The sequence below is a fragment of the Pseudoalteromonas sp. BZA4 genome (genome assembly GCF_040104395.1).
Lineage (GTDB): Bacteria > Pseudomonadota > Gammaproteobacteria > Enterobacterales > Alteromonadaceae > Pseudoalteromonas.
In genome coordinates this window covers 1-22441 of the sequence record NZ_JBECOT010000016.1, presented here as the reverse complement: position 1 = coordinate 22441, position 22441 = coordinate 1, and the positions used below count along the sequence as shown (strand labels likewise).

The window sequence follows — 22441 nt, the reverse complement described above, 5'->3', positions numbered from 1 at the left end:
TTTATAAAAATAACTAAACAAGAGAAACCTATGTCTATCAGTTCAGCTATTAAATCCATTCAAGATATCATGCGTAAAGACGCCGGTGTCGATGGCGACGCACAACGCCTTGGTCAAATGTCGTGGTTACTATTTTTAAAAGTATTCGACGCGCAAGAGGAAGAACTAGAGCTTGAACTAGACGATTACCGCGAGCCAATCCCTGAGCAATTTTTATGGCGCAATTGGGCGGCCGATAACGAAGGCATGACCGGCGATGAGCTTTTAGAGTTTGTAAACGATAAGCTATTCCCAGAGCTTAAAAACCTAACCGCACCCATAGATAAAAACCCACGTGGTTATGTAGTCACCCAAGCCTTTAGTGATGCCTTTAACTACATGAAAAACGGCACGCTACTGCGCCAGGTAATCAACAAACTAAACGAAATAGATTTTACCGACTCAAAAGAGCGCCACTTATTTGGCGACTTATACGAGCAAATATTAAAAGACCTACAAAGCGCAGGTAACGCCGGCGAATTTTACACCCCGCGCGCAATCACTAAATTTATAGTGGCAGTAACCGACCCAAAACTAGGCGAGTCAATCATGGACCCTGCGTGTGGTACTGGTGGCTTTTTAGCGTGTGCGTTCGACCACGTAAAAGCAAACTATGTAAAATCGGGCGACGACCACCAAATACTGCAAAAGCAAATACACGGCGTAGAGAAAAAACAGCTCCCGCACTTACTGTGTACTACTAACATGATGCTTCACGGTATTGAAGTACCGGTACAAGTTAAACACGGTAATACCCTAAATAAACCGCTTTCAAGCTGGGATGACCAAGTAGATGTAATCATCACTAACCCACCATTTGGCGGCACTGAAGAAGACGGCATAGAAAAAAACTTCCCAAGCGACATGCAAACCCGCGAAACCGCCGACTTGTTCTTACAGCTCATTATAGAAGTACTTAACACCAAAGGCCGCGCCGCAGTGGTATTGCCAGACGGCACCTTGTTTGGTGAAGGCGTAAAAACCAAAATTAAAAAGCTATTGGTAGAGGAATGTAACTTACATACCATAATACGCTTACCCAATGGCGTGTTTAACCCGTACACCAGTATTAAAACTAATATTCTGTTTTTTACCAAAGGCACGCCAACAAAAGACGTGTGGTTTTACGAGCACCCATACCCAGCCGGTGTAAAAAATTACAACAAAACAAAACCAATGAAGTTTGAAGAGTTTAAAACTGAACTCGAATGGTGGGGCAACGAAGCAGACGGCTTTGCCAGCCGTACAGAGACCGAGCAAGCGTGGAAAGTATCAATCGACGATATTATTGCCCGTAACTACAACCTAGACATTAAAAACCCGCACGTAGGCGAGGTAATCAGCCACGACCCAGAAGAGTTACTAGCCGACTATTCAAAGCAGCAAGCAGACATACAAGCCCTGCGCGATCAGTTAAAAGGTATATTGTCAGCAGCCCTTTCAAAAGATACAGAGGGCAAGTAATGGCTGAGTCAAAAATACCTAACACAAACGCAGAGCAGTTAATAACCGAGCACCTTGATATTTGGACGACTGCCATAGAGCAAAAGTCGTCATCAGGGCGAGGCTCATCTAAAAAGTTTTCACTTTATGGTATTAAAAAGTTAAGAAAGTTAATTTTAGAGCTTGCGGTTCGAGGTAAGCTCGTTCAACAAGATAGCAACGATAAGCCGGTAGATGGGCTTTTAAAACTGATAAGCGACGAACGTGACGCTTTAGAAAAGCAGAAAAAAATAAGAAAAATAGCGAAGCAGTTAGAAATCAAAGAAGATGAAAAGTTATTTTCAATACCAAAAGGCTGGCAATATGTGAGGTTCGGGGAGCTTACATTTAATCGTGATGGAGAACGTAAGCCTGTAGCTGCTTCTCAAAGGAAAGAGCTACAGGGAGAATATGATTATTATGGTGCGTCAGGTGTAATAGATAAAGTTAACGAATATTTATTTGATAAATCTTTACTTTTAATTGGAGAAGATGGGGCAAATCTAATCAGCCGTTCTACACCAATCGCTTTCATCGCTCATGGAAAATATTGGGTTAATAATCATGCTCATGTAATTGATGGTGTTTCTTTAGAATTTCTTAACTATATTGCTTTATTTATCAACGCAATTTCTTTAGAACCATACATTACAGGTACGGCTCAACCTAAAATGAATCAAGCGAAGATGAATAGTATACCTGTTGCTGTCCCACCAATTGAAGAACAACAACGCATCGTTGCTAAAGTCGATGAATTAATGGACTTGTGTGATGCGCTTGAGGCCCAAACTGAAAGTAGTATTACGGCACATCAAACATTAGTTGAAGTGCTGTTAGCGGCCTTGCTAAAAACACCAGGGCAAACCGCAACACCCGAACAAGCCACTAAACAGTTCCAACAAAACTGGCAACGTTTAAGCGAGCACTTCGACACGCTATTCACCACCACCGCTAGCATCGACACACTACAGGAAACCATTTTACAACTGGCTGTAATGGGCAAACTCGTCCCACAAAACCCAAACGACGAACCAGCCTCAGTGTTGCTTGAGCGAATAGCCGCTGAAAAAGCGCAATTGGTAAAAGATAAAAAAATCAAAAAGCCAAAAGTATTGCCGGAAATTAGTGAAGACGAAAAACCGTTTGAATTGCCAATAGGATGGGAGTTTGTTCGTTTCAATGACTTAGGTGAGTGGGGTGCGGGTTCAACACCAAGGCGGGGAAACATTGAATATTATAATGGAAGTATACCCTGGTTTAAGTCTGGAGAATTGAATTCCGATTATATAAGTGAATCAGAGGAACATATATCTGAGCTTGCTCTAAAAGAAACCTCAGTTCGATATAATAATATTGGTGATGTACTTGTAGCAATGTATGGAGCTACTATTGGGAAAACCTCTATTCTTTCTGTTAGAGCTACAACTAACCAAGCCGTCTGTGCTTGCACTCCATTTAATGGCTTTAAAAATACTTTTTTATTAATGTTATTGAAAGCGTCTAAATCTCGTTTAATTGGAATGGGGGCAGGTGGTGCTCAACCAAATATATCGAGAGAAAAGATAATAAACACGGTTATTGCTTTACCACCAACTTCAGAACAACACTGCATCGTCGCCAAAGTCGATGAACTAATGGCACTCTGCGATCAACTCAAAGCTCGTATAACCGACGCACAAACCACTAAACTTCACCTAACCGACGCCATAGTCGAACAGGCGTTGTAAATGTAACTATATCAAATCTTAGAGTAGTGCTTTTTAGGCTCAGGTGCCTAGAGTTAATTTAATGGCTAAACTAAATAATCGCTTGAGCTTATAGGGTTTGCTTAAATTAGTATTAGTAAAATAACAATGAAAAGGGAAAATTATGGAATCAATTAGGCTTAAAGAATCCGTTTTAACGGCTATTCAAGAATATGATGAATTAGGTAGAGGGGAGTTTTTAGCAAAACATAAACTTAAAAACTCTACGCCAAATCAATTTGACTATTTTATTTCATTTGAAGGCAAAAATTATGAGTGTAAGCCAATTTTTCAAGCCGCTTATTTTCACGAATTCGGTGAAAGAGTCAGTAGAACTGGTGGAGTTGCAAAGTTTATTAAACCAAACTTAGAAAATATTGGGTTTGAAGTTATTGGGGGTAACATGCTCAATAAAACTGAGAAAGTGAACTTTTATTGGGTGAATATTGGTACTTCATTTAAAGAAGTCGCTGAATTTAAATTTTTATGGGCCCCTAAAAGTACGATAAATCAAAAAGGGCAGACTATTACTGACCCTGGTTGGAAAGCTGTACCTAATGTTAAAAAAGGCGACATACTCTTTTGTAACTTTAAAGGTAGTTTAATACATGTAGCAGTTGCTACAAAAGATGCTTACGAATCAGAAAGACCAGAGAACAGAAGTTTTGATCAATGGAAAAAGGATGGTTATAAAATTGATATTGGTCTACATACATTAGCTTATCCAATTATTAATAATGATTTCAAAGATGAATTTATCCCGATGTTTAATGATAAGTGCGTCCCTAAATTATTTGCTGAAACTAAATCTGTATCACAAAAATATATGGTGAAGCTACCTGCGGCAGCGGGGATATTCTTATTAGATTTAGTCGGCGACGAAGCGCTTAATATTCAAGATAGTATTGCTTCTAATAGCGCTAGAGATAGTAACCAAACGGTTCCTGAAGGCTACAACAAAGAAGTTATTGCCAAAGCTCGTGTTGGGCAAGGAAAATTTAGGCAGGATGTTATGGCTTTATGGGACGATACATGTGCCGTTACTGGTCTAAACACTAGAGAGCTTCTAATTGCTTCACATATACTTCCTTGGCAATTATCAAATCCTCACCAAAAAGTAGATAAATTTAATGGATTAGCTCTTTCACCAAATATAGATAAGCTTTTTGATAAAGGCTTTATTTCTTTTGATGATAAAGGAAAAATATTAATTAAGGACTCGTTATCAGCCGAGACTTTAGAAGCGGTAGGTGTAAACAAACATATGACAATAAAAAATCTTACGAAGGAGCATCTAGCATATTTAAAAGAGCATAGAGAAATATTTGAATTTGATCATAGCAATAACGTATAGGGAAATATAATGAAAAATCTAACAGCCTTAATTTTACTATTAGCATTAGCCGGTTGTGGAGGCAGTAGTGAAGGCGAGTCAGTAAATAGTTCAGTGCCCGATAACAGCAGTGGCACTGTTGACTCAGGAAGTGAATTTAATCCTGGAGGGACGCCAAGTAATCCGAGTGAAGTTTCATTTGCTAAGAAAAATGAAATTAACGTAGATGCTTTCGAGAATTATTTTACTCTTAATTTAGAGAAAGACTCGAAAGTTTACATATCAGCATTGCTTGAACTTGGAATGAAGACACTTGATAAAACTAGGTGTCGAAGTAGTACGGTTGAAGATAGTGGATTTATAAGAGTTGATAGCATCGGTGTTGCTTGTGATCACAGGGTTGTGCTTGATTTAAAAGCTGGAGAACATTCTATTCATTTTGAATATCCAAGATCTAATTATGGTTACTTTACAATAGATACTGTTTCGAATAATCAAAGAACTATTTTAGCTGAAAATGGTTTTGGTGGAATACCAAGTACACCTAGAAAAATTAGCTTTACTCAAAATAATGAAATTAATCAAGACCTTAATAATAATTACTTTGTATACGAAGGGAAAGCTGGTGATAAGTTATTCTTAAATTCGTACTTGCAAGAGTCTATACCAGCCTTGATGTTGACTAGGTGTAGAAGCGGCGCAGGTGAAGATACCAGTGCTATTGGTTTTAGCATAAACGATGGAGCTTATAGCTGTACAGAAAATCTTGAATATGAATTACCAGAAGATGGTGCTTACTTATTCCATGTATTTTATATGGCTCCATCAGATGTAACTTATCCTATTCCAGGGTACTTTAGGGCTGATATTCAATACGCACAATAAACTATTTTGTATAAAGTGAGCTTTAATTTAATTACTTTAATTCAGATTTATTTAGAGTGTTTCAAAAAGTTTAAGAATGTTTTTTGTTACACTCTATGTTACACCGTCAGTCCCTTTCTGTTGTCAAGTCATTTAAAATCAAAGTGTTACCTGTTCTGTGTGGTGGTTGTAGGGGCTACCAAGTTTCTTCAGCAGCCCCAATTAAATTAACCCGTTACTTTTTCAAGCTCGCCTGTGCGCCATGGTTCAATGATGATTTTGATATGGTCGTTTGGTTTAAATAAGGTATCAAACGCACCTTGTACGCCGTCTATGCCGACTTTACCTGTGCGCATTTTTTGCCATGCAATTTTGCCTGACGCGATGTTCTCAAGTGATTGCGCAAACTCTTCTGGCTGGTAGTAATAAGAGAAAATAAGGTCTAACTCTTTCACTGTGGCATAGGCAAAGTTAACGTTTAGCGGCGCGGTATGTACACCCGTTACAATGATTTTTGCTTTTGCTGGCGCACGTAAAATGTAGTCGTTCAATAAGCGGCTTACACCGGCACATTCAAAAATAACGACCTTGTTGTTACCCGCAAGTGCTGCGGCTTTAGCAACTTCATCATCTGCCATAGGGTTAACATATTCTGTAGCGCCAAATTCAAGGGCAATTTGTTTTTTGCTCTCTTGTGGATCAGAGGCAACGATGTGTTTTACGCCTTGAAGCTTTAACGCGGCAATCGCTGCAAGGCCAATTGGGCCACAGCCAACCACAATAGCTACGTCATCATTATTCATTTGTGCGCGGTTCACTGCGTGCAGGCCAACAGCAAGTGGTTCTGTAATGGCTGCCGCTTCTGATGGAACAGCATCAGGAATAGGTAATAGCAAGGCTTCATCAACAATAAAGTATTCAGAATAGGCACCATATAGCCCTGGGGTTACACCTACGCCAGCGCCGCCAGCAGAAAGTAAAATTGGCACTGAGGTTACACGGGTGCCTTTAGCTAATTCGCCTTTAGTAGTTGGACCGTAGCTAACAATTTCTGCCGCGTACTCATGGCCTAATAATATTTCTTGGTCATCGCCTGCATCTTTAGCCATGATGCCAAGGTTTTTATAGATATCGAATACATCGCTGGTGTGGCGGGTTATATGAATATCAGAACCGCAAATGCCGCAAGCTAGGCTTTTTACCAGTACTTGGCCGGGTCCAGGTGTAGGGATATCAATTTGTTTTACATGCAGCTTGCCATTTTGCATGGCAACAGAATTCATTTGGCTCATATGTGTGTCCTCAATTCACCTTATTTGTGAATTATTAGACTAAAGTAAAGCGCCTGCCTTAATCTTGACTTTTTGCGACAAAAACACAGCTTATTACGACATGTCTGTTTATAAACTGCTCATTGTGGAATCTTTAAAGTAAAAACCCTTAAAGTGATAAGGGTTTTTACTTTATTAAGTCTTAGCCGAAGTAGGCTGTATTGAGGTATAAGTGAGTTAAAACACCAGCAAAGTAACCTAGTAAAATGACCGGCGACCATTTTAAGTGGCTATTAAAGGTGTATATCCCTCGCGCTTGACCCATTAGTGCAACTCCTGCCGCAGAGCCAATTGATAACAGGCTGCCACCAATTCCTGCTGTTAGCGTAATAAGCAGCCATTGACCGTGCGACATGTCAGGCATCATTTGTAACACTGCAAACATCACTGGAATGTTATCTACTACCGCTGACATTAAACCAAGAATAACGTTCGCACCGGTAGCAGACCAGTTGTTATAAAGTAAATCAGAAAGTAGCGCTAAGTAGCCGATAAACCCTAAGCCACCAACACAAATAACGATGCCATAGAAGAACAAGAGCGTGTCCCACTCGGCTCTCGATACACGGCTAAATACATCAAAAGGAACAACATTACCTAAGCGAGATAAGCGCTCTTTGTCGCCTTCACGCTCTGCCATGGCGCGTTTTCTGGCAAGAGAGCCGGGGAGTGTCACGCGTAAGAAGTAACCAAAAAACTGTAAATAGCCAAGACCCATCATCATGCCCACAACCGGTGGTAAACCAAAGGCGGTTTTTAGCACCACGGCGGTGAGTATTGTCAGTAAGAATAAGCACAATATGCGAAGCGCACCGCGTTTAAGTTCAATATCTTCATCGGCCGTATCTGGGTGACGGTTATTGATAAATAAAGACATAATAAATGCAGGAATAATATAGCTGACTAAAGCTGGTAGGAATAAAACAAAAAACTCGGTAAAGGCAACAACATCGGCTTGCCAAACCATCAGTGTCGTGATGTCACCAAACGGGCTGAATGCGCCACCGGCATTTGCGGCTATTACAATATTGACGCACGACATAGCAATGAAGCGGTTATCATTTGCTGCTACCTTCATTACCACTGCACATAAAAGTAGGGCGGTTGTTAAGTTATCGGCTACAGGTGAAATACAAAATGCCAGTACACCGCTTATCCAAAATAATTGTTTGTAGCTAAAGCCCCTCGCAACCAGCCAGCTTCTTAGGCCATCAAATAAACGACGCTCTTCTAGGGCGTTGATATAGGTCATCGCAACGAGCAAAAATAGCATTAACTCCGAAAATTCTAACAAGGCGTGACGAAATGCGTCGGTGCTAAGATCAGATAAGTTTTGTGCACTGTACTGCCAAGCAATAAGGGTCCAAATAATCCCGGCTGCAACCAATACGGGTTTTGATTTGCGTAAGTGAATTTTTTCTTCGAGTATGACGAGCACATAAGCAAAGATAAAAATAACAAGGCAGATAATGCCAACAGGATGGGTGAGTAAATCGATAGTACCAGTTGACGCAGCATGAGCTTGGCCACCGAAACATAGCAAGGAAAGGAGCAATCCTTGTGTTAGTTTTTTCATTGTATATTCCAATTAAATCATCTTAATTTCGTTACGGTTTAAGTAAATGTAGCTGCAGACATTTTAGATTCATTCTTTGCTTTATGTAACAAATTGGTAACTAAGATGTTGGTATTTTGAATATAAATACGGGTGATGGCGAGAGCAGACCAGTTGTGTAATTTATAATTTAATCAATGTGTTGTGGTTTTAAAATAATAAAGGGCTGCAATTAGCAGCCCCAACTTGAAAATTATGCAAAGTGTTTTTCTAAATCGTCAGAGCCACCAATGTGCTCACCGCCTATGAATACTTGCGGCACTGTCTCACGACCAGAAATTGCTTTTAAACTAGTTAATGAAGCGTGTTGACCTAATACAATTTCTTCGTACACATAACCTTTTGCGTCTAGTAACGCTTTAGCTTTTGTACAGAACGGGCAATTAGGCTTGGTAATAATACTCACTGATTCTGGTTTTACTTGTGCTGGGTTAATGTACTCAAGCATGGTATCTGCATCAGATACTTCGAACGGGTCGCCAGGCTTTTGTGGCTCGATAAACATTTTTTCGATAACGCCGTCTTTTACCAGCATAGAATAACGCCAACTGCGCTTACCAAAACCTAAGTCGTTTTTATCGACTAGCATACCCATGCCGTCGGTAAATTCGCCATTACCGTCTGGCAATAAAGTGATATTTTGCGCTTCTTGGTTTTGTGCCCATGCATTCATTACGAAGGTATCGTTTACAGAAATACATACAATGTCATCAACGCCGTTTTGTTTAAATACAGCCGCAAGCTCGTTATAACGTGGCAAGTGAGTTGATGAACATGTTGGTGTAAATGCACCTGGTAATGCAAATAACACAACTGTTTTACCTTTAAAAATTTCGTCAGTGGTCATTGATTTCCACTGCTCGTCTACACGTGTTGCGAATGTAACGTTTGGTACTTTTTTGCCTTCGATATTGTTTAACATTGTTTTGATTCCTCTTGATTTGTTGAGTGCCATTATGCGATTTAATTTATGATAGCTCCAATCGTTTGTTTGTATTAATATGATAGGTAAAAGCTATTGGTGGTGTTATATGAATTTAAAAGACTTTGAATACGTAAAAGCGGTTGCGCAATATAAGCACTTCAGAAAAGCAGCTGATGCTTGCTATGTCAGCCAACCGACATTGAGCGGGCAAGTTAAAAAGCTTGAACAAGAGCTGGGGGTTGTTATTTTTGACCGTTCAACAAAGCAGGTCACGTTGACTGTGCAAGGTGAACAACTTCTTAAGCAGATCACACTGATCCTAGATCAAACCCAAGTGCTTAAAGAAATAGCCGCCAGCTCACATGACCCACTAAAGGGTAAAATCAATGTAGGTATTATTCCTACCATTGCACCTTATTTACTGCCAACACTCTTAACTTCGATGAAGCAGGCCTTTAATGAAACCCAGTTTTCATTTATAGAAATGCAAACAGCGCAAACGCTGGTGGCTCTTGATAATGGTGAGATTGATATTGCAATTGTTGCTGATGTGGCTGATTTAGCGCCTTATCATGTGTCACCGCTTTATAAAGAAGACTTCTTAGTTGCAGTTTCTGAGCAACACGCTTTAGCAAAACATATCGAAGTTGCCTTAGCTCAATTACATGAATGTGACTTATTAATGTTAAACGAAGGGCATTGCTTTAAGGAGCAAGCAGAGCAATTTTGTTTTTCAGCTGGGGTTGAAGTCTCGAACCAATATAAAGGTAACAGTATTGAAACCTTACTCGCGCTGGTGGCAATGGATGATGGGGTAACTTTTGTTCCTAAGCTTGCATGTACACCACGTGAAGGAGTGAAGTATTTAGCTATAACACCAAACCAGCAACGCCAAGTTGTCATTGCAACTCGTAAGCACTACCCACATATAGCTGGTGTTGAGCAATTAGCTAGTTGGCTAAATGCTCATGAAGGCCTACAAGCTCATTTACTCGCTAGCAGCTAATTCAACAATATCGTTAATTTGAATGTTAGGTAGTGGTTGCTTATCTATACTCATGGCAACCGCTGATTGCTGATAAAGCTGAGTCACTTTTATTTGATTAAGTGTGGTGATTTTGTGCGGAAGCTTATTACCCTGTGCATCCGTTAGGTAATTATGATGGGCTATATTTAAAATTTGCCCTTGCTCCAGCCCATGGGCCTTGCCCAAGTTGATGATTAGTCTGTCGTTTTCGATATGCAGTATTTTACCTTGCGTGGGTAAGCAGGCCATGGCTGCTTGTAAGTCATAGGTTAGGGTTTGGTTTATATCGCTAATAGCTTGGCCATAGTCAGTTGCCCAAAATCGGTCGCTATATACATCGATGATCTCAGTCTTTTTATACGGCCAAATACCTTCTGTTTGGTAGCTTTTTTGCCAGAGCTTTTCGTAAGTGGTGCCATCAAATAAGACGTAATCTACTTTGTATGCACGCTTGAAACTATCATCTTGCCAAAATGCATAATCGTTGTTGATCTTATGGTTAACCGATAAATCACTAATACGGCTCAGTAATACATATTGCGAGTTACTGCGGCTAGTGATCTCTTCAAGTAGCGCATTACTGTAATCGTATTGCTGAGTGAAAAAATGATCTACTCGCAAAGGCATATTGTAATAGGCTGTCGGTTTAGCTGCCATTTGCGTATTACTTAAGCTGGCATATAAGTGTTCACTAATGGCTTTGTTTACGTCAAAAATTTGGCCCATACGCGCTTGCTCGCGATTGGCGAGTTGGCTTTGTGTCACGGCAATAAATTTGGTGTATTGGTTTGCAGGGCATTCTTCTGCTTGAGCAAAAATATCGAGGCGAAGTGTGATGGCATAGGTGTCGTTATGGCGGTCTTCGCTGATCAATTCTATTTTTTGGATTTCACCATGGCTGCTTATTTTCAGCTGATCTTGCGTCAAAACCCCGTCAACTAGAGTCTGAACAGAGCTCACTCGAGCGCCAGAAAACACTAAAGCCTGAGTTATGGCATCTTTAATGGCGGCAGATTTGGCTTGGCTTGTATCGCCATTTTTCACAACTGCATGGCCTGTAGACTCAAACCATTGCGCTAAGCTATTGTTAGAAAACAAAATTGTAAAGGCTAAGCCAAGACCTTTTAAGCTGGCTATTGTTTTATTTTTCATGCTGACACCTAGCATTAAAACCAATGAATAACCTAAATGAGCAAGGACTGTACCACAGTGGCATTAAACGTGCATATTTGTAGCCAAAGAGTTTTAAGCGGAAGCAAATTATGCGAGCACTTCTATTCGGTGGGCTGGTTGCCTGCGCAGCATTGACCGGCTGCAGTAGTATTTTTGATAAGCATGTAGAATACACTTACATTGAGCCAGATAGCTACCCAGTGCTTAAAGCGGTGGGGTATGCGCCAATTAGTGCTCAGCCAGGTAGCAATGAATCGCAGCGGACTTTGCTTGCGATTAAAGCCTCAAAGCTTGAAGCGTATCGCGAGCTTGCTGAGCAAGTTTACGGGCAAAAAATTTCCGCAGGCACCACAGTACAAAACAGTGTTGCTCATAACGATCAATTACAAAGCCAAGTACAAGGTGTGATCAAAGGCGCGCAGGTTATTAAAACCTACGCAGTAGGGGATACCTACGCAACTGAATTACAGCTTGATATGAAGCGAGTGCACGATTTATACATCGGCGAAGTAAAACCGCGCCAAGTGAAAAAAGTAACATATTATTAGGTGCAACTTAGTCTAGTTGTAACCTATTGGCTTGCAGGATAAATTCAGCAAATTCTGCAAGCATTAAAAAAGCGCGATAACTTAGTTATCGCGCTTTTTTAATGAAATAGTATTTAGGCTTTCAAGTTGTGAACGATTTTCTTATCGCCTTGGATCACGCTGCCGCCTTGGTCGTAGGTCATCGATGATGGTGCACCGATTAAAATATCTTTAAGTTGCTTAACACTCAACTGTGCTTGATGGGCCGCGTGAGCGTTTACATCATTTTTCTTCTTGCAGCTTGCTAGGAGAGTATTTACTTGCTTAATGAGTGCACTTACTTCGTCATCTTGCGATTCGTTGTGCGCAACAAGCTTTTGCACTTCTTTATCAATGGTTTGAATTTGTTGGAGCAATGAGATTTTTTGTTGGGCAATACTCTTTAATCCGTCACCACGCTTTGCAGCAATGGCTGTCAACTCATCATCTAACAGCGCAGCAATAGACTCCAAGCACGAAACTTGTTGTGTTAATTTGCTAGCTATTAAATGATTATGATCAGCCATAGACATCAAACTCGAATGCAGCGATGTTCTTTGCTAGCTTTTCAGCATCAATTTGGTATTTACCCTCACTGATTGCTTTTTTCAGCTCAGCCACTTTATTGCTATCAAAGCCAGATGATTGCTCTGCTTTTTCTTGCAAAGATTTTAGCTGTTTAGCTTGAGGAGTTAAGCTAACAGAATCTGCACTTGCTTTTGGTGCGGCCGATTTTGCAGCGGCTGCATTAGCATTATCTTTATGTAAATCAAGCTTTTTTTGCTTGGTATTTGTCAACACAGAAGGCTGTTGTTGACCATTATTGACATTGCTTACCATAATTTTGACCTATACATTACCCAACATATGCCTTTATATCGGCGGGCACAGCGGATACTTTAGCATAAATATAAAAAATTAAATATTTACTTGTACAGACTCGACCCCATCCACACGTGCATTTAATACTTTACCTGATTTTTTGTTTTTTACACGTACTAATTCGTCTAACGTACCATCTTCTAGAGCAATTCCGGTGGTTTTAATTCTTAAGCCGCGTAATGAAGCATAGATAGTTACATTATCGCCTTTACAAACCATACAAACTTGGCTCATAACAATAGGTGTGCCGTCACGTAAATTGCGCTTACTGCGACTGCCAATAAGTATAGCCTCATCTTGAACATATTGCGTTCTAACAAATTGCTTGGGCTTCATTTCGAGGCGTAAATGTTCAGGGCGAATGACCTCTCCACGGGCTAAATTAGTGGTAACAACAACCACAGGTTCGAGCTCAATAATGCGCACGTGAACGTATTGAGTCCAACTATTTAAATCTTGGCACTTAAGTTGTACAGTTACCTGCCGATTAAAAGGAGGCTCAGTTGGTAACTCTTTGTTAATTGGTGACTCACATAACCTCTCAGGAATGCGACTATCTAATGGTAAAGCACTAATTTGAGGTGTGGTGTCCAGATCAGGGAGCTGCTCGCTAACAAAATCGATGGCGATTTGTTGAAGTTGCTCGGTATTATAAACTTCTGCCTGTAGTTGTGTTGTAAACAACAGGCTAGTAAGAAAATAAAAAACACTGTATCTTCGGCTTTTTTTTAACAAACTCATATTGTTTCGACTATGCTTATGGTTGAAAACAAGGTATAAATATTTTGCGTCAAAAAACAGACGCTTTGTAACCTTATGTAGCTTTAACACAAAGAAGGCAATTATTGTTCCAGCTCTGATTGTTTATCTTTAGGAGATTGAAATGGCAGGCATTTTAGACTCAGTTAACCAGCGTACTCAGTTGGTTGGGCAAAACCGCCTTGAATTACTATTATTCAAACTCAGAGGGCGACAACGCTTTGGTATAAACGTGTTTAAAGTAAGAGAGGTTCTGCAATGTCCACCACTTACTAACATGCCTAAATCAAATGCGTACATTCGCGGTGTTGCGCATATCCGTGGTCAAACTATCTCTGTTATTGATTTATCGATGGCTGTAGGTGGCCCTGCAATTGAAAATATCAAAGACAGTTTTATCATCATTGCTGAGTACAACCGTTCAGTGCAAGGGTTTTTAGTTGGCGGTGTTGAACGAATCGTTAATATGAACTGGGAAAAAATAATGCCGCCGCCTTCGGGAGCCGGACGTTATTCTTACCTAACTGCGGTCACTGAGATTGAAAACGAATTAGTTGAAATTCTCGATGTAGAAAAGATATTAAACGAAATTTGCCCAGTTAACACTGAAGTGAGTGCTGAAGTAGTTGGTGAAGGTGAGATTCAGCGTGACTTAGGTGAGCGTATTGTCTTTATTGCTGATGACTCTGCAGTAGCTCGAAACCAAGTTAAGCGTGCGCTTGAACCTCTAGGTGTACAAACTGAACTAGCTAAAAACGGAAAAGAAGCGCTTTTACGTTTAAGAGAGATTGCTCAGCTCGATTGTCAAAATGATATTACTGAACGTGTTGGTCTATTAATATCTGATGTAGAAATGCCAGAAATGGACGGTTATACCTTAACCGCTGAAATTAAGGCTGATCCAAAATTATCACCTTTGCATGTGATCTTGCATACCTCTTTAAGTGGGGTGTTTAACCAAGCAATGATCGAAAAAGTGGGTGCTGATGATTTTATTGCAAAATTTAACCCAGATGAATTAGCGACAGCTGTGAAGAAGTGGGTTCATTGTGATTAATTATTTATAGGTGGTATTACTTTGGAAAATAAGCATTTACAACAAAGCGAATACGATCAATTCCGCTCTTTTTTAGAGCAACAATGTGGCATTGTGCTTGGCGATAATAAACTTTATTTAGTTAAAAGCCGCCTTGCGCCGCTTATGGCGCGTTTTAATGTTGAGTCTTTATCACAGTTGGTAAGTAAAACACTAAGCCCTCATGAGAGGCAGCTTCGTGCCGCTGTCGTTGATGCGATGACAACCAATGAAACGCTTTGGTTTCGTGACCAATATCCGTTTGAGTTATTGAAAACAAAACTATTTCCTGAGCTTAAAGATGTGCGTAGGCCACTAAAAATATGGTCAGCGGCAAGTTCATCAGGACAAGAGCCGTACTCAATTGCCATGTCGGTTGCCGAGTTCCAATCTAAAAACCCAGGCGTATTAAAGATGGGTGCGCAAATTATTGGCACTGATATCTCTAATACCATGCTTGATATGTGCAAGAATGCTGAGTATGACTCGCTGGCGCTCGCTCGTGGCTTGTCGATGGAGCGTCGTCAAAAGTTCTTTAAGGACAGCGGTAATGGAATGGCTCAGGTAGTTGACCCTATACGTAAAATGGTCAGCTTTAGACATTTAAACTTACTCGATTCATATGCCCTAATGGGCAAGTTTGACATCATATTTTGCCGTAATGTGTTGATTTACTTTTCACCAGAAGTAAAAGCTAAAATCATTTCGCAATTTGCTCAAGCTTTAAACCCGAAAGGTTACCTGTTTTTAGGTGCGTCAGAATCAATGGCGGGCTTAAGTGATAGCTTTGATATGGTTCGTTGTAACCCGGGTATCATCTATCAGAAAAAGTAAACTCTCCTTAGCAACCTAGTCCTTAGGTTGCTAAATTTATCTATTTTTCAGTCTGTTACATAAATATAATCATCTCTTTATTCTTGGCTTAGCTTTTGCATTAACCACTGCAGAGTCAATTTTTTGGAGATGGTTATGGCTATCAGTTTTGATAAAGCATTTGGTGTTCATCCTCATGCGATGTTGATCCGTTCACAACGCGCTGAGTTATTAGCGACAAATATCGCTAATGCTGATACGCCGGGCTATAAAGCGAAAGATATCGATTTTGCCTCGGCATTAAAAGCGGCAAAAAGCAACCAACAAGGCGGCAATAGCATGGTAAGAACCGATGCTAAACATATTGCCGGGGGCAGTCGTTTTGTTGGCAGTGCAGAAATGTTTCGTACGCCAAATCAAGCAGATACAGGTGATGGTAACTCAGTCGATATACAAGTGGAACGAAACTTGTATGTACAGAACTCATTAGAGTATCAGGCAAGCCTGCAATTTATGAGTAGTAAAATTAAAGGCCTTAAAAAAGCCCTCGGTAGTCAAGGAGCTTAATCATGAGTTTGTATAATGTTTTTGATATTTCAGCAACCGGTATGAGTGCGCAAAATGTTCGCTTAAATACCACAGCCAGTAATATTTCGAATGCGAATACGATTAGTTCCAGCCAAGATCAGACATACCGAGCGCGCCATCCTGTTTTTGCTGCAGAGCTGACTAAAGCGTCATCATCACAAAGCAATCCTCAGGGCTCTTCTGTTGGCGTTAAAGTATTAGGTGTTGTAGAGAGCGATAAACCTCTGCAAATTGAATATAACCCGAACCACCCAAGTGCGGATGAAAATGGTTATATCTACAAACCTAACGTTAATGTTGTAGAAGAAATGGCAAATATGATTTCAGCCTCTCGCTCTTACCAAACAAATGTGCAAGTTGCTGATGCAGCTAAGCAAATGTTAAGTAAAACACTGTTGCTTGGGCAGCGGTAACCGAGGATAAGTTATGAGTAACGACATCAGCAGTGCGTCATCAACGTATTTAGATAATTTACGTTGGCAAGACAATCAAAATAAAACAGAAGAGAAAGATGATACTTTAACGCAAGAAGACTTCTTCTCACTTTTAACACAACAGTTGTCGTTTCAAGACCCAAGCAAGCCTGCTGACAACGATCAAATGATTGCGCAGATGACGAATTTCACTATGGCTGAGGGTATTTCAAACTTAAATGAGAAGTTTGAATCACTAACTGCATCAATGACATCTAACTCTGCGTTACAGGCTTCAACGCTTGTTGGTAAGCAAGCGTTACTTGAGTCTGACACCATTGATTTTGATGGCGAAAATCTCGCTAAAGGTTCTGTGGTTGCAGAGACTGCTGTTGAATCTTTAACGTTGAGGATCACGGATTCATCGGGTCAGTTAGTACGCACCATGGAACTTGGTTCGCAATCAGCGGGTGCACTTCGTTTTGAGTGGGATGGCAAAGATAACGATGGCAATGTACTCCCAGAAGGTGAGTATGACATCAGTGCTGAAGGCTTTGTAAATGGAGACTACAGCAGTATGCCTATGGCGACCTTTAAGAATATTGAAAGTGTCAATATTAATGGCGCAAGCGGCATTATCGTAAATACAAAAGAGGGTGCGGTTAGGCTAACTGATATAGCTGAAATCGCATAAGTAAAAAAGGTTTGGGTTAGCTTAGGCTAAGAGATAGGTTAGAGGTGAGTTATGAGCTTCAATATTGCATTAACAGGCTTAGCAGCCGCGCAAAAAGATTTAGACGTTACAGCAAATAATATTGCTAACGTTAATACTACGGGCTTTAAAGAGTCTCGTGCAGAGTTTGCTGATGTGTACGCATCATCAGTATTTAGTTCTGGTAAAACAAAAAATGGTGATGGTGTAAGAACAACAATGGTGGCACAACAATTCCACCAAGGTTCGTTGTCTTTCACAAATAACTCGCTCGACTTAGCGATCACTGGTGAAGGTTATTTCGCAATGGCGAATGACCTAGGTGCGCAAGACTTCACATATACTCGTGCAGGTGCGTTTAAATTAAACCAGGATAACTTCATTGTTGATGCAAGCGGTAACTACTTACAAGGTTTCCCTGTTGATGAAGCAACCGGTGATACCACTTCTGTAAGCTTAAGTACATCTTCGGCGTTACAAATTCCTGATGCGTCAGGTTCACCGCGTGCAACCACGAATGTTTATTCATCATTTAACCTAGATTCACGTGCCTCTGCGCCAACAGTGACACCGTTTGACCCTGAAGCAAGTGCTACATATAACAGTTCAACATCAACAACTGTGTATGATTCATTAGGTGAACCACATATTTTACAATTCTTTTTTGTGAAAACAGACTCAGCGACAACAGGTAATGAAAATGAATGGGAAGTGTATGCAACACTTGATGAAAAACCATTTGATGCAAGTGGTGTAGAGCAAACAACAACGCCTTATACACCACTAACTACATTCCAATTTGATTCAAGTGGTTTACCACTTAACACGGATGGTGTTGCTAATACTGATGCATCATTTAACCCATTAACTTTACCAAATGGCGCAGGCGCTGCGACAGGTTTATCTGACTTACTATCTAATGGTGCTAGTTTCCCTGATGATGTAACGATGAACTGGCGTGATGAAGCGGCAACAGCGAACAAAGTACCTACTCAATATGCTAGTAACTTTGAAGTAAAAGCACTTGAACAAGATGGTGCGACTGTAGGTCGTCTATCAGGTATCGATATCGGTTCTGACGGTAAAATTGTTGCTTCGTACAGTAATGGTGACACTTCATTCTTAGGTCAAGTTGCCATGGTACGCTTTTCGAATTCACAGGGTTTACAACAAGTGGGTGATACTTCTTGGAAGAAGAGTTTAACGTCAGGTGAGCCTATTGCTGGCGAACCAGGTTCAGGTACATTGGGTTCAATTAACTCATCTGCGCTTGAACAATCAAACGTAAACCTAACTAACGAACTTGTTGACTTGATTAGTGCGCAGCGTAACTTCCAAGCAAATTCACGTGCGCTTGAGGTTAACTCAACACTACAGCAAAACATCCTACAGATCCGTTAATTTTAACGGCTCTAAGCTTAATCCGACACGAAGGCTGCTCCCTCTATTGGCAGCCTTTTTTCATTCTAATTATTCATTTTTCTCTTCTATTTTAGCGTCAATTTTACTTTGGCACTTTTATTGCATTTCTTAGTTATCGTATTTTTAGTGAGTCAATGTTATGGACAAAATGGTCTACATTGCCATGTCGGGTGCTAAGCAAAGTTTGCGAGGTCTTGAACTCAAGGCCAACAACCTTGCTAATGCTAACACCACTGGCTTTAAAGCTGATTTTGCACAAGCTCGCTCTATGCAAGCCTTCGGTGAAGGTCTGCCATCTAGGGTGTTTGCAATGCAAGAACGCCCTGGATCTAATATGGAATCGGGTGGTTTTGTTGAAACTGGCCGCGAGCTTGATATCGCGATGAGTGACCGTGGTTGGTTGAGTGTACAAGATGCATCAGGCAATGAGGCGTACACCAAAACTGGCACATTAAACATTACTCCAGATGGTGCGTTGATCACTAGCCACGGCCGTCAAGTAATTGGCGAAGGTGGTCCAATCATTTTGCCATTACCTATCGAGAAAGTTGAGTTTAGTGAAGACGGTGCTATTCAGGTTCGCCCACAAGGAGCGCCAGCAAACTTTTTGGAAGTGGTTGATCGCTTAAAAGTGATTGAGGCTGATAACACTCAGCTTGAAAAAGGTAATGACGGTTTATTTCGACCAAAAGAAGACATGTTGGTCAATGACCTTTGTGGTTTTTGTGATATTTCACCAAACGTAAAAGTACTGTCGGGTACGCTTGAAATGTCGAACGTAAACCCAGTACATGAAATGGTCGACATGATCAGCAATCAACGCCAATTTGAATTACAAGTTAAATTAATGAAAACAGCCGAAGAGCTCGACGAGCGTCAAGATCAGCTGTTACGCATTGTTTAAGATGACTGAGAGGGTAGAGTTATGAATCCTGCATTATGGATCAGTAAAACCGGGCTTGACGCCCAGCAAACCGATATTTCGGTGATCTCAAATAATCTCGCGAATGCCAGCACGGTCGGTTACAAAAAAAGCCGCGCCGTATTTGAAGATTTACTATATCAAAACATCAATCAACCAGGTGGTCGTTCATCTCAAGACACTGAAATGCCATCGGGTTTAATGCTTGGTGCAGGTGCCAAAGTGGTAGCTAACCAAAAGAACTTTTCACAAGGTAACATGCTTACCACAGAAAATTCATTGGACTGGATGATCTCAGGTCCTGGTTTTTTTGAAGTGCAATTGCCAGATGGCAACATTGCCTATTCACGTAATGGTCAATTCACCACTGATGAAGATGGCCGTATTGTGACCTCGGGCGCAGGTTTTCCATTACAGCCGGAAATGAACGTACCAGACGATGCACAATCAATTACTGTTTCGCAAGACGGTGAAGTGTCGGTACGTATTTCAGGGCAAGCAGAGAACGTAGTAATCGGTCAGCTAACAATTAGTGACTTTATTAATCCATCAGGTCTTGAGCCAATGGGGCAAAACTTATACACAGAAACCGCGGTGAGTGGTGCGCCTGTGCAAGGTAACCCAGGTATCGATGGTTTAGGTACTGTGGTTCAAGGTTCACTAGAAACGTCTAATGTGAATGTAACAGAAGAACTCGTTAACTTGATTGAAACACAACGAATTTATGAAATGAATTCAAAAGTGATTTCAGCGGTTGATGAAATGCTTAGCTACATCAATCAACAGCTTTAATGGCTAGGAGGCAGCATGCGTAATATTATCTTAGTCACATCGGCAGCATTAATGCTGGGTGGTTGTATGACAACGCAAAATCATCATGTGGTTCAGGATGACCCTTACTATGCGCCTATGTATCCGGAGCCAACAACAGAGCCAATGGTTCCAACGGGTTCGTTGTTTGATAGTTATTCAGCAGATGACTTGTACTCAGATAAAAAGGCATTGCGCGCTGGTGATATCATCACGGTTAAATTGCAAGAATCAACGCAAGCCACCAAAGCCGCTAAAACCGAAACCGATAAAGAAACGGACGCTAGTTTAGATCCTGTTATTGGGCTTGGTGGCAATCCAGTTAACATTGGCGGTGATAGCATTCAGTTTGGTATTGGTTCAGGAGCATCGTTTAAAGGTGATTCAAAGTCTAACCAATCGAATAGCTTATTTGGCGATATTTCTGTCAATGTGATGCGTGTTTTACCTAATGGAAACTTGGTTATTCGCGGTGAAAAATGGCTTACTTTGAACACAGGTGAAGAGTTTATTCGCTTAGAAGGCTTAGTTCGTCCTGAAGATGTGCAAGCAGATAACACGGTCACATCAAACCGTATTGCTAATGCGCGAATTCAATACTCAGGTAAAGGGCAAATTCAAGAAACGCAAAGTGCAGGTTGGCTGTCTCGTTTCTTTAGTAGTTCGCTTTTCCCATTTTAGAGGAATAAAGTCATGACTGGGTTTAAATACATCATCGCTCTTTGCTTAATTAGCCTGCAGTTTTCTGCACAGGCTGAGCGAGTCAAAGATGTATCTATGGTTGAGGGTGTTCGCTCAAACCAATTAGTGGGTTATGGTTTGGTTGTCGGTTTGCCCGGCACAGGTGAACAAAGCCGATTTACTCAACAAAGCTTTAAAGCCATGTTGAATGGCTTTGGTATCACTTTACCTGATAGCTTAAAACCTAAGATTAAAAATGTTGCAGCTGTGGCTGTACATGCAGAATTACCAGCATTCAGAAAACCCGGTCAAACCATTGATATCACGGTGTCGTCTATCGGTAGTGCGGGTAGTTTACGTGGCGGTACCTTATTACAAACCTTCCTAAAAGGGGTTGATGGCAATACCTATGCGATTGCACAAGGCAGCTTAGTCGTTGGTGGCCTAGGTGCGGAAGGAGCAGATGGTAGCCGTGTAATTATTAACACACCAACAGTGGGCCGTATTCCAAACGGTGCCATTGTAGAGCGTGCTATTAAGAGCCCGTTTATGCAAGGTGACTACATTACTTTTAATTTAAATCGCCCAGACTTCACAACGGCTAAACGCTTAGAGCAAACGATTAATGATTTAGTGGGTCCTGATAGCGCTCAGGCAATCGATGCAGCGTCAGTACGCGTGTTAGCACCGCGTGATGCATCTCAACGTGTTGCTTATTTGTCGACACTTGAAAACTTAGAGTTTAAGCCAGCAGACACAGCAGCAAAAATTATTGTTAACTCGCGCACAGGCACAATAGTAATTGGCAAAAATGTGAAGCTACAGCCTGCGGCTATTACTCATGGTGGTTTAACGGTCACCATTGCTGAGCAGCAAAATGTGTCACAGCCAAATGCCTTAAGTGATGGTGAAACCACTGTTACCAATCAAAGCATTATTGATGTGAACGAAGATGATTCACGTGCTTTTGTTTTCAATCCGGGTGTTAATCTAGATGACCTCGTTCGCGCAATCAATGAAGTGGGGGCCGCGCCGGGTGATTTAATGGCAATTCTTGAAGCTTTAAAAGAAGCGGGCGCGATAAACGGGCAACTGGTTATCATTTAAATTAAAACGCGCTTTCGAGCGCGTTTTTTGTTTTCGGCCCTAAACCACCTACTTCAGTAGGTGGTTATCATCATTTAGGCTTTGCCTGAAAAAATACTCATGTTAATTCCTTACTTGATTTTTAGCGAAGTCATATAAGGAAAAACATGAGTAGATA

General features: G+C 40.9%; 23 protein-coding genes. 16 read left to right on the top strand and 7 right to left on the bottom strand.

Annotated elements, in window-relative coordinates:
• Nucleotides 1-30: 30 nt before the first annotated feature.
• The 4 genes from ABMY41_RS08935 (at nucleotide 31) to ABMY41_RS08920 (ending at nucleotide 5484) form a co-directional block, all read left to right on the top strand.
• On the top strand, nucleotides 31-1503 hold the full coding sequence (locus ABMY41_RS08935) for an N-6 DNA methylase (RefSeq protein ID WP_349274518.1): 1473 nt from the start codon (nucleotides 31-33) through the stop codon (nucleotides 1501-1503).
• Entirely contained in the window at nucleotides 1503-3248 is a 1746-nt protein-coding gene (locus ABMY41_RS08930) for a restriction endonuclease subunit S (protein ID WP_349274517.1), read from the top strand. The genes ABMY41_RS08935 and ABMY41_RS08930 overlap by 1 nt, the downstream gene beginning before the upstream one ends.
• 142 nt (nucleotides 3249-3390) lie before the next feature.
• On the top strand, nucleotides 3391-4620 hold the full coding sequence (locus ABMY41_RS08925; RefSeq protein WP_349274516.1) for an HNH endonuclease: 1230 nt from the start codon (nucleotides 3391-3393) through the stop codon (nucleotides 4618-4620).
• Between the two features lie 9 nt (nucleotides 4621-4629).
• Nucleotides 4630-5484 (top strand): hypothetical protein, encoded by an 855-nt coding sequence (locus ABMY41_RS08920; RefSeq protein ID WP_349274515.1) that lies wholly within the window; start codon nucleotides 4630-4632, stop codon nucleotides 5482-5484.
• A 206-nt stretch (nucleotides 5485-5690) separates the two neighbouring features.
• Here the strand turns inward: ABMY41_RS08920 and ABMY41_RS08915 are convergent, their stop codons facing one another.
• From ABMY41_RS08915 to ABMY41_RS08905, 3 genes are all read right to left on the bottom strand, one after another.
• Nucleotides 5691-6755, bottom strand: a complete 1065-nt coding sequence (locus ABMY41_RS08915; protein WP_349274514.1) for a zinc-binding dehydrogenase — start codon at nucleotides 6753-6755, stop codon at nucleotides 5691-5693.
• Between the two features lie 181 nt (nucleotides 6756-6936).
• Nucleotides 6937-8370: a sodium:proton antiporter NhaD gene (nhaD, locus tag ABMY41_RS08910; RefSeq protein WP_349274513.1), complete on the bottom strand. Its 1434-nt coding sequence runs from the start codon at nucleotides 8368-8370 to the stop codon at nucleotides 6937-6939.
• Nucleotides 8371-8602: 232 nt separating this feature from the next.
• The gene (locus tag ABMY41_RS08905) at nucleotides 8603-9331 is read right to left on the bottom strand and encodes a glutathione peroxidase (RefSeq protein ID WP_349274512.1); all 729 of its coding nucleotides are present in this window, start codon (nucleotides 9329-9331) and stop codon (nucleotides 8603-8605) included.
• 109 nt (nucleotides 9332-9440) lie between these two features.
• On the opposite strand from ABMY41_RS08905, the gene ABMY41_RS08900 reads away from it, so the two are divergent.
• A complete protein-coding gene (locus ABMY41_RS08900) occupies nucleotides 9441-10340 on the top strand; it encodes a LysR substrate-binding domain-containing protein (RefSeq protein ID WP_349274511.1) in 900 nt (299 codons plus the stop codon).
• Here ABMY41_RS08900 and ABMY41_RS08895 read toward each other — a convergent pair.
• A complete protein-coding gene (locus ABMY41_RS08895) occupies nucleotides 10323-11513 on the bottom strand; it encodes a flagellar assembly protein T N-terminal domain-containing protein (RefSeq protein WP_349274510.1) in 1191 nt (396 codons plus the stop codon). The genes ABMY41_RS08900 and ABMY41_RS08895 overlap by 18 nt on opposite strands.
• A 110-nt stretch (nucleotides 11514-11623) precedes the next feature.
• On the opposite strand from ABMY41_RS08895, the gene ABMY41_RS08890 reads away from it, so the two are divergent.
• Nucleotides 11624-12082 carry an LPP20 family lipoprotein gene (locus ABMY41_RS08890; protein ID WP_063706505.1) on the top strand — a complete coding sequence of 153 codons (459 nt, stop codon included), beginning with the start codon at nucleotides 11624-11626 and terminating at the stop codon, nucleotides 12080-12082.
• 113 nt (nucleotides 12083-12195) lie between these two features.
• Here the strand turns inward: ABMY41_RS08890 and ABMY41_RS08885 are convergent, their stop codons facing one another.
• The 3 genes from ABMY41_RS08885 to flgA form a co-directional block, all read right to left on the bottom strand.
• On the bottom strand, nucleotides 12196-12627 hold the full coding sequence (locus tag ABMY41_RS08885; RefSeq protein WP_054562224.1) for a flagellar protein FlgN: 432 nt from the start codon (nucleotides 12625-12627) through the stop codon (nucleotides 12196-12198).
• A complete protein-coding gene (flgM, locus tag ABMY41_RS08880) occupies nucleotides 12620-12940 on the bottom strand; it encodes a flagellar biosynthesis anti-sigma factor FlgM (protein WP_349274509.1) in 321 nt (106 codons plus the stop codon). The genes ABMY41_RS08885 and flgM overlap by 8 nt, the downstream gene beginning before the upstream one ends.
• Nucleotides 12941-13018: 78 nt before the next feature.
• Complete coding sequence (flgA, locus tag ABMY41_RS08875) at nucleotides 13019-13723, bottom strand: flagellar basal body P-ring formation chaperone FlgA (RefSeq protein ID WP_054562223.1); 705 nt, start codon at nucleotides 13721-13723, stop codon at nucleotides 13019-13021.
• A gap of 142 nt (nucleotides 13724-13865) precedes the next feature.
• Between flgA and ABMY41_RS08870 the strand changes: the two genes are divergently transcribed.
• From ABMY41_RS08870 to ABMY41_RS08825, 10 genes are all read left to right on the top strand, one after another.
• Nucleotides 13866-14798, top strand: coding sequence for a chemotaxis protein (locus ABMY41_RS08870; RefSeq protein ID WP_054562222.1), 933 nt, complete (start codon nucleotides 13866-13868; stop codon nucleotides 14796-14798).
• A 21-nt stretch (nucleotides 14799-14819) separates the two neighbouring features.
• Entirely contained in the window at nucleotides 14820-15650 is an 831-nt protein-coding gene (locus ABMY41_RS08865) for a protein-glutamate O-methyltransferase CheR (protein WP_054562221.1), read from the top strand.
• Nucleotides 15651-15785: 135 nt separating this feature from the next.
• Nucleotides 15786-16196 carry a flagellar basal body rod protein FlgB gene (gene flgB / locus ABMY41_RS08860; RefSeq protein ID WP_054562220.1) on the top strand — a complete coding sequence of 137 codons (411 nt, stop codon included), beginning with the start codon at nucleotides 15786-15788 and terminating at the stop codon, nucleotides 16194-16196.
• Between the two features lie 2 nt (nucleotides 16197-16198).
• A complete protein-coding gene (gene flgC / locus ABMY41_RS08855) occupies nucleotides 16199-16630 on the top strand; it encodes a flagellar basal body rod protein FlgC (protein WP_058586423.1) in 432 nt (143 codons plus the stop codon).
• A 13-nt stretch (nucleotides 16631-16643) separates the two neighbouring features.
• On the top strand, nucleotides 16644-17324 hold the full coding sequence (locus ABMY41_RS08850; protein WP_058586422.1) for a flagellar hook assembly protein FlgD: 681 nt from the start codon (nucleotides 16644-16646) through the stop codon (nucleotides 17322-17324).
• A gap of 51 nt (nucleotides 17325-17375) precedes the next feature.
• The gene (gene flgE / locus ABMY41_RS08845) at nucleotides 17376-18743 is read left to right on the top strand and encodes a flagellar hook protein FlgE (RefSeq protein WP_063529168.1); all 1368 of its coding nucleotides are present in this window, start codon (nucleotides 17376-17378) and stop codon (nucleotides 18741-18743) included.
• 160 nt (nucleotides 18744-18903) lie between these two features.
• Nucleotides 18904-19668 (top strand): flagellar basal body rod protein FlgF, encoded by a 765-nt coding sequence (locus ABMY41_RS08840; RefSeq protein WP_054553307.1) that lies wholly within the window; start codon nucleotides 18904-18906, stop codon nucleotides 19666-19668.
• 21 nt (nucleotides 19669-19689) lie between these two features.
• The gene (gene flgG / locus ABMY41_RS08835) at nucleotides 19690-20478 is read left to right on the top strand and encodes a flagellar basal-body rod protein FlgG (RefSeq protein WP_054553306.1); all 789 of its coding nucleotides are present in this window, start codon (nucleotides 19690-19692) and stop codon (nucleotides 20476-20478) included.
• 15 nt (nucleotides 20479-20493) lie between these two features.
• Nucleotides 20494-21177 (top strand): flagellar basal body L-ring protein FlgH, encoded by a 684-nt coding sequence (flgH, locus tag ABMY41_RS08830; protein ID WP_054562216.1) that lies wholly within the window; start codon nucleotides 20494-20496, stop codon nucleotides 21175-21177.
• Between the two features lie 12 nt (nucleotides 21178-21189).
• Complete coding sequence (locus ABMY41_RS08825; RefSeq protein ID WP_217874746.1) at nucleotides 21190-22284, top strand: flagellar basal body P-ring protein FlgI; 1095 nt, start codon at nucleotides 21190-21192, stop codon at nucleotides 22282-22284.
• The last annotated feature ends 157 nt before the right edge of the window (nucleotides 22285-22441 follow it).

Bases quoted from the DNA above. Each gene is read 5' to 3' on its own strand.
- flgA (WP_054562223.1), bottom strand. From the start codon at position 13,723: ATGAGTTTGTTAAAAAAAAGCCGAAGATACAGTGTTTTTTATTTTCTT.
- ABMY41_RS08915 (WP_349274514.1), bottom strand. From the start codon at position 6,755: ATGAGCCAAATGAATTCTGTTGCCATGCAAAATGGCAAGCTGCATGTA.
- ABMY41_RS08885 (WP_054562224.1), bottom strand. From the start codon at position 12,627: ATGGCTGATCATAATCATTTAATAGCTAGCAAATTAACACAACAAGTT.
- ABMY41_RS08870 (WP_054562222.1), top strand. From the start codon at position 13,866: ATGGCAGGCATTTTAGACTCAGTTAACCAGCGTACTCAGTTGGTTGGG.
- ABMY41_RS08920 (WP_349274515.1), top strand. From the start codon at position 4,630: ATGAAAAATCTAACAGCCTTAATTTTACTATTAGCATTAGCCGGTTGT.
- ABMY41_RS08930 (WP_349274517.1), top strand. From the start codon at position 1,503: ATGGCTGAGTCAAAAATACCTAACACAAACGCAGAGCAGTTAATAACC.
- flgH (WP_054562216.1), top strand. From the start codon at position 20,494: ATGCGTAATATTATCTTAGTCACATCGGCAGCATTAATGCTGGGTGGT.
- ABMY41_RS08850 (WP_058586422.1), top strand. From the start codon at position 16,644: ATGAGTAACGACATCAGCAGTGCGTCATCAACGTATTTAGATAATTTA.
- flgB (WP_054562220.1), top strand. From the start codon at position 15,786: ATGGCTATCAGTTTTGATAAAGCATTTGGTGTTCATCCTCATGCGATG.
- ABMY41_RS08935 (WP_349274518.1), top strand. From the start codon at position 31: ATGTCTATCAGTTCAGCTATTAAATCCATTCAAGATATCATGCGTAAA.
- ABMY41_RS08825 (WP_217874746.1), top strand. From the start codon at position 21,190: ATGACTGGGTTTAAATACATCATCGCTCTTTGCTTAATTAGCCTGCAG.
- flgG (WP_054553306.1), top strand. From the start codon at position 19,690: ATGAATCCTGCATTATGGATCAGTAAAACCGGGCTTGACGCCCAGCAA.
- ABMY41_RS08895 (WP_349274510.1), bottom strand. From the start codon at position 11,513: ATGAAAAATAAAACAATAGCCAGCTTAAAAGGTCTTGGCTTAGCCTTT.
- ABMY41_RS08900 (WP_349274511.1), top strand. From the start codon at position 9,441: ATGAATTTAAAAGACTTTGAATACGTAAAAGCGGTTGCGCAATATAAG.
- nhaD (WP_349274513.1), bottom strand. From the start codon at position 8,370: ATGAAAAAACTAACACAAGGATTGCTCCTTTCCTTGCTATGTTTCGGT.
- flgC (WP_058586423.1), top strand. From the start codon at position 16,199: ATGAGTTTGTATAATGTTTTTGATATTTCAGCAACCGGTATGAGTGCG.
- ABMY41_RS08890 (WP_063706505.1), top strand. From the start codon at position 11,624: ATGCGAGCACTTCTATTCGGTGGGCTGGTTGCCTGCGCAGCATTGACC.
- ABMY41_RS08905 (WP_349274512.1), bottom strand. From the start codon at position 9,331: ATGTTAAACAATATCGAAGGCAAAAAAGTACCAAACGTTACATTCGCA.
- ABMY41_RS08925 (WP_349274516.1), top strand. From the start codon at position 3,391: ATGGAATCAATTAGGCTTAAAGAATCCGTTTTAACGGCTATTCAAGAA.
- ABMY41_RS08840 (WP_054553307.1), top strand. From the start codon at position 18,904: ATGGACAAAATGGTCTACATTGCCATGTCGGGTGCTAAGCAAAGTTTG.
- flgE (WP_063529168.1), top strand. From the start codon at position 17,376: ATGAGCTTCAATATTGCATTAACAGGCTTAGCAGCCGCGCAAAAAGAT.
- flgM (WP_349274509.1), bottom strand. From the start codon at position 12,940: ATGGTAAGCAATGTCAATAATGGTCAACAACAGCCTTCTGTGTTGACA.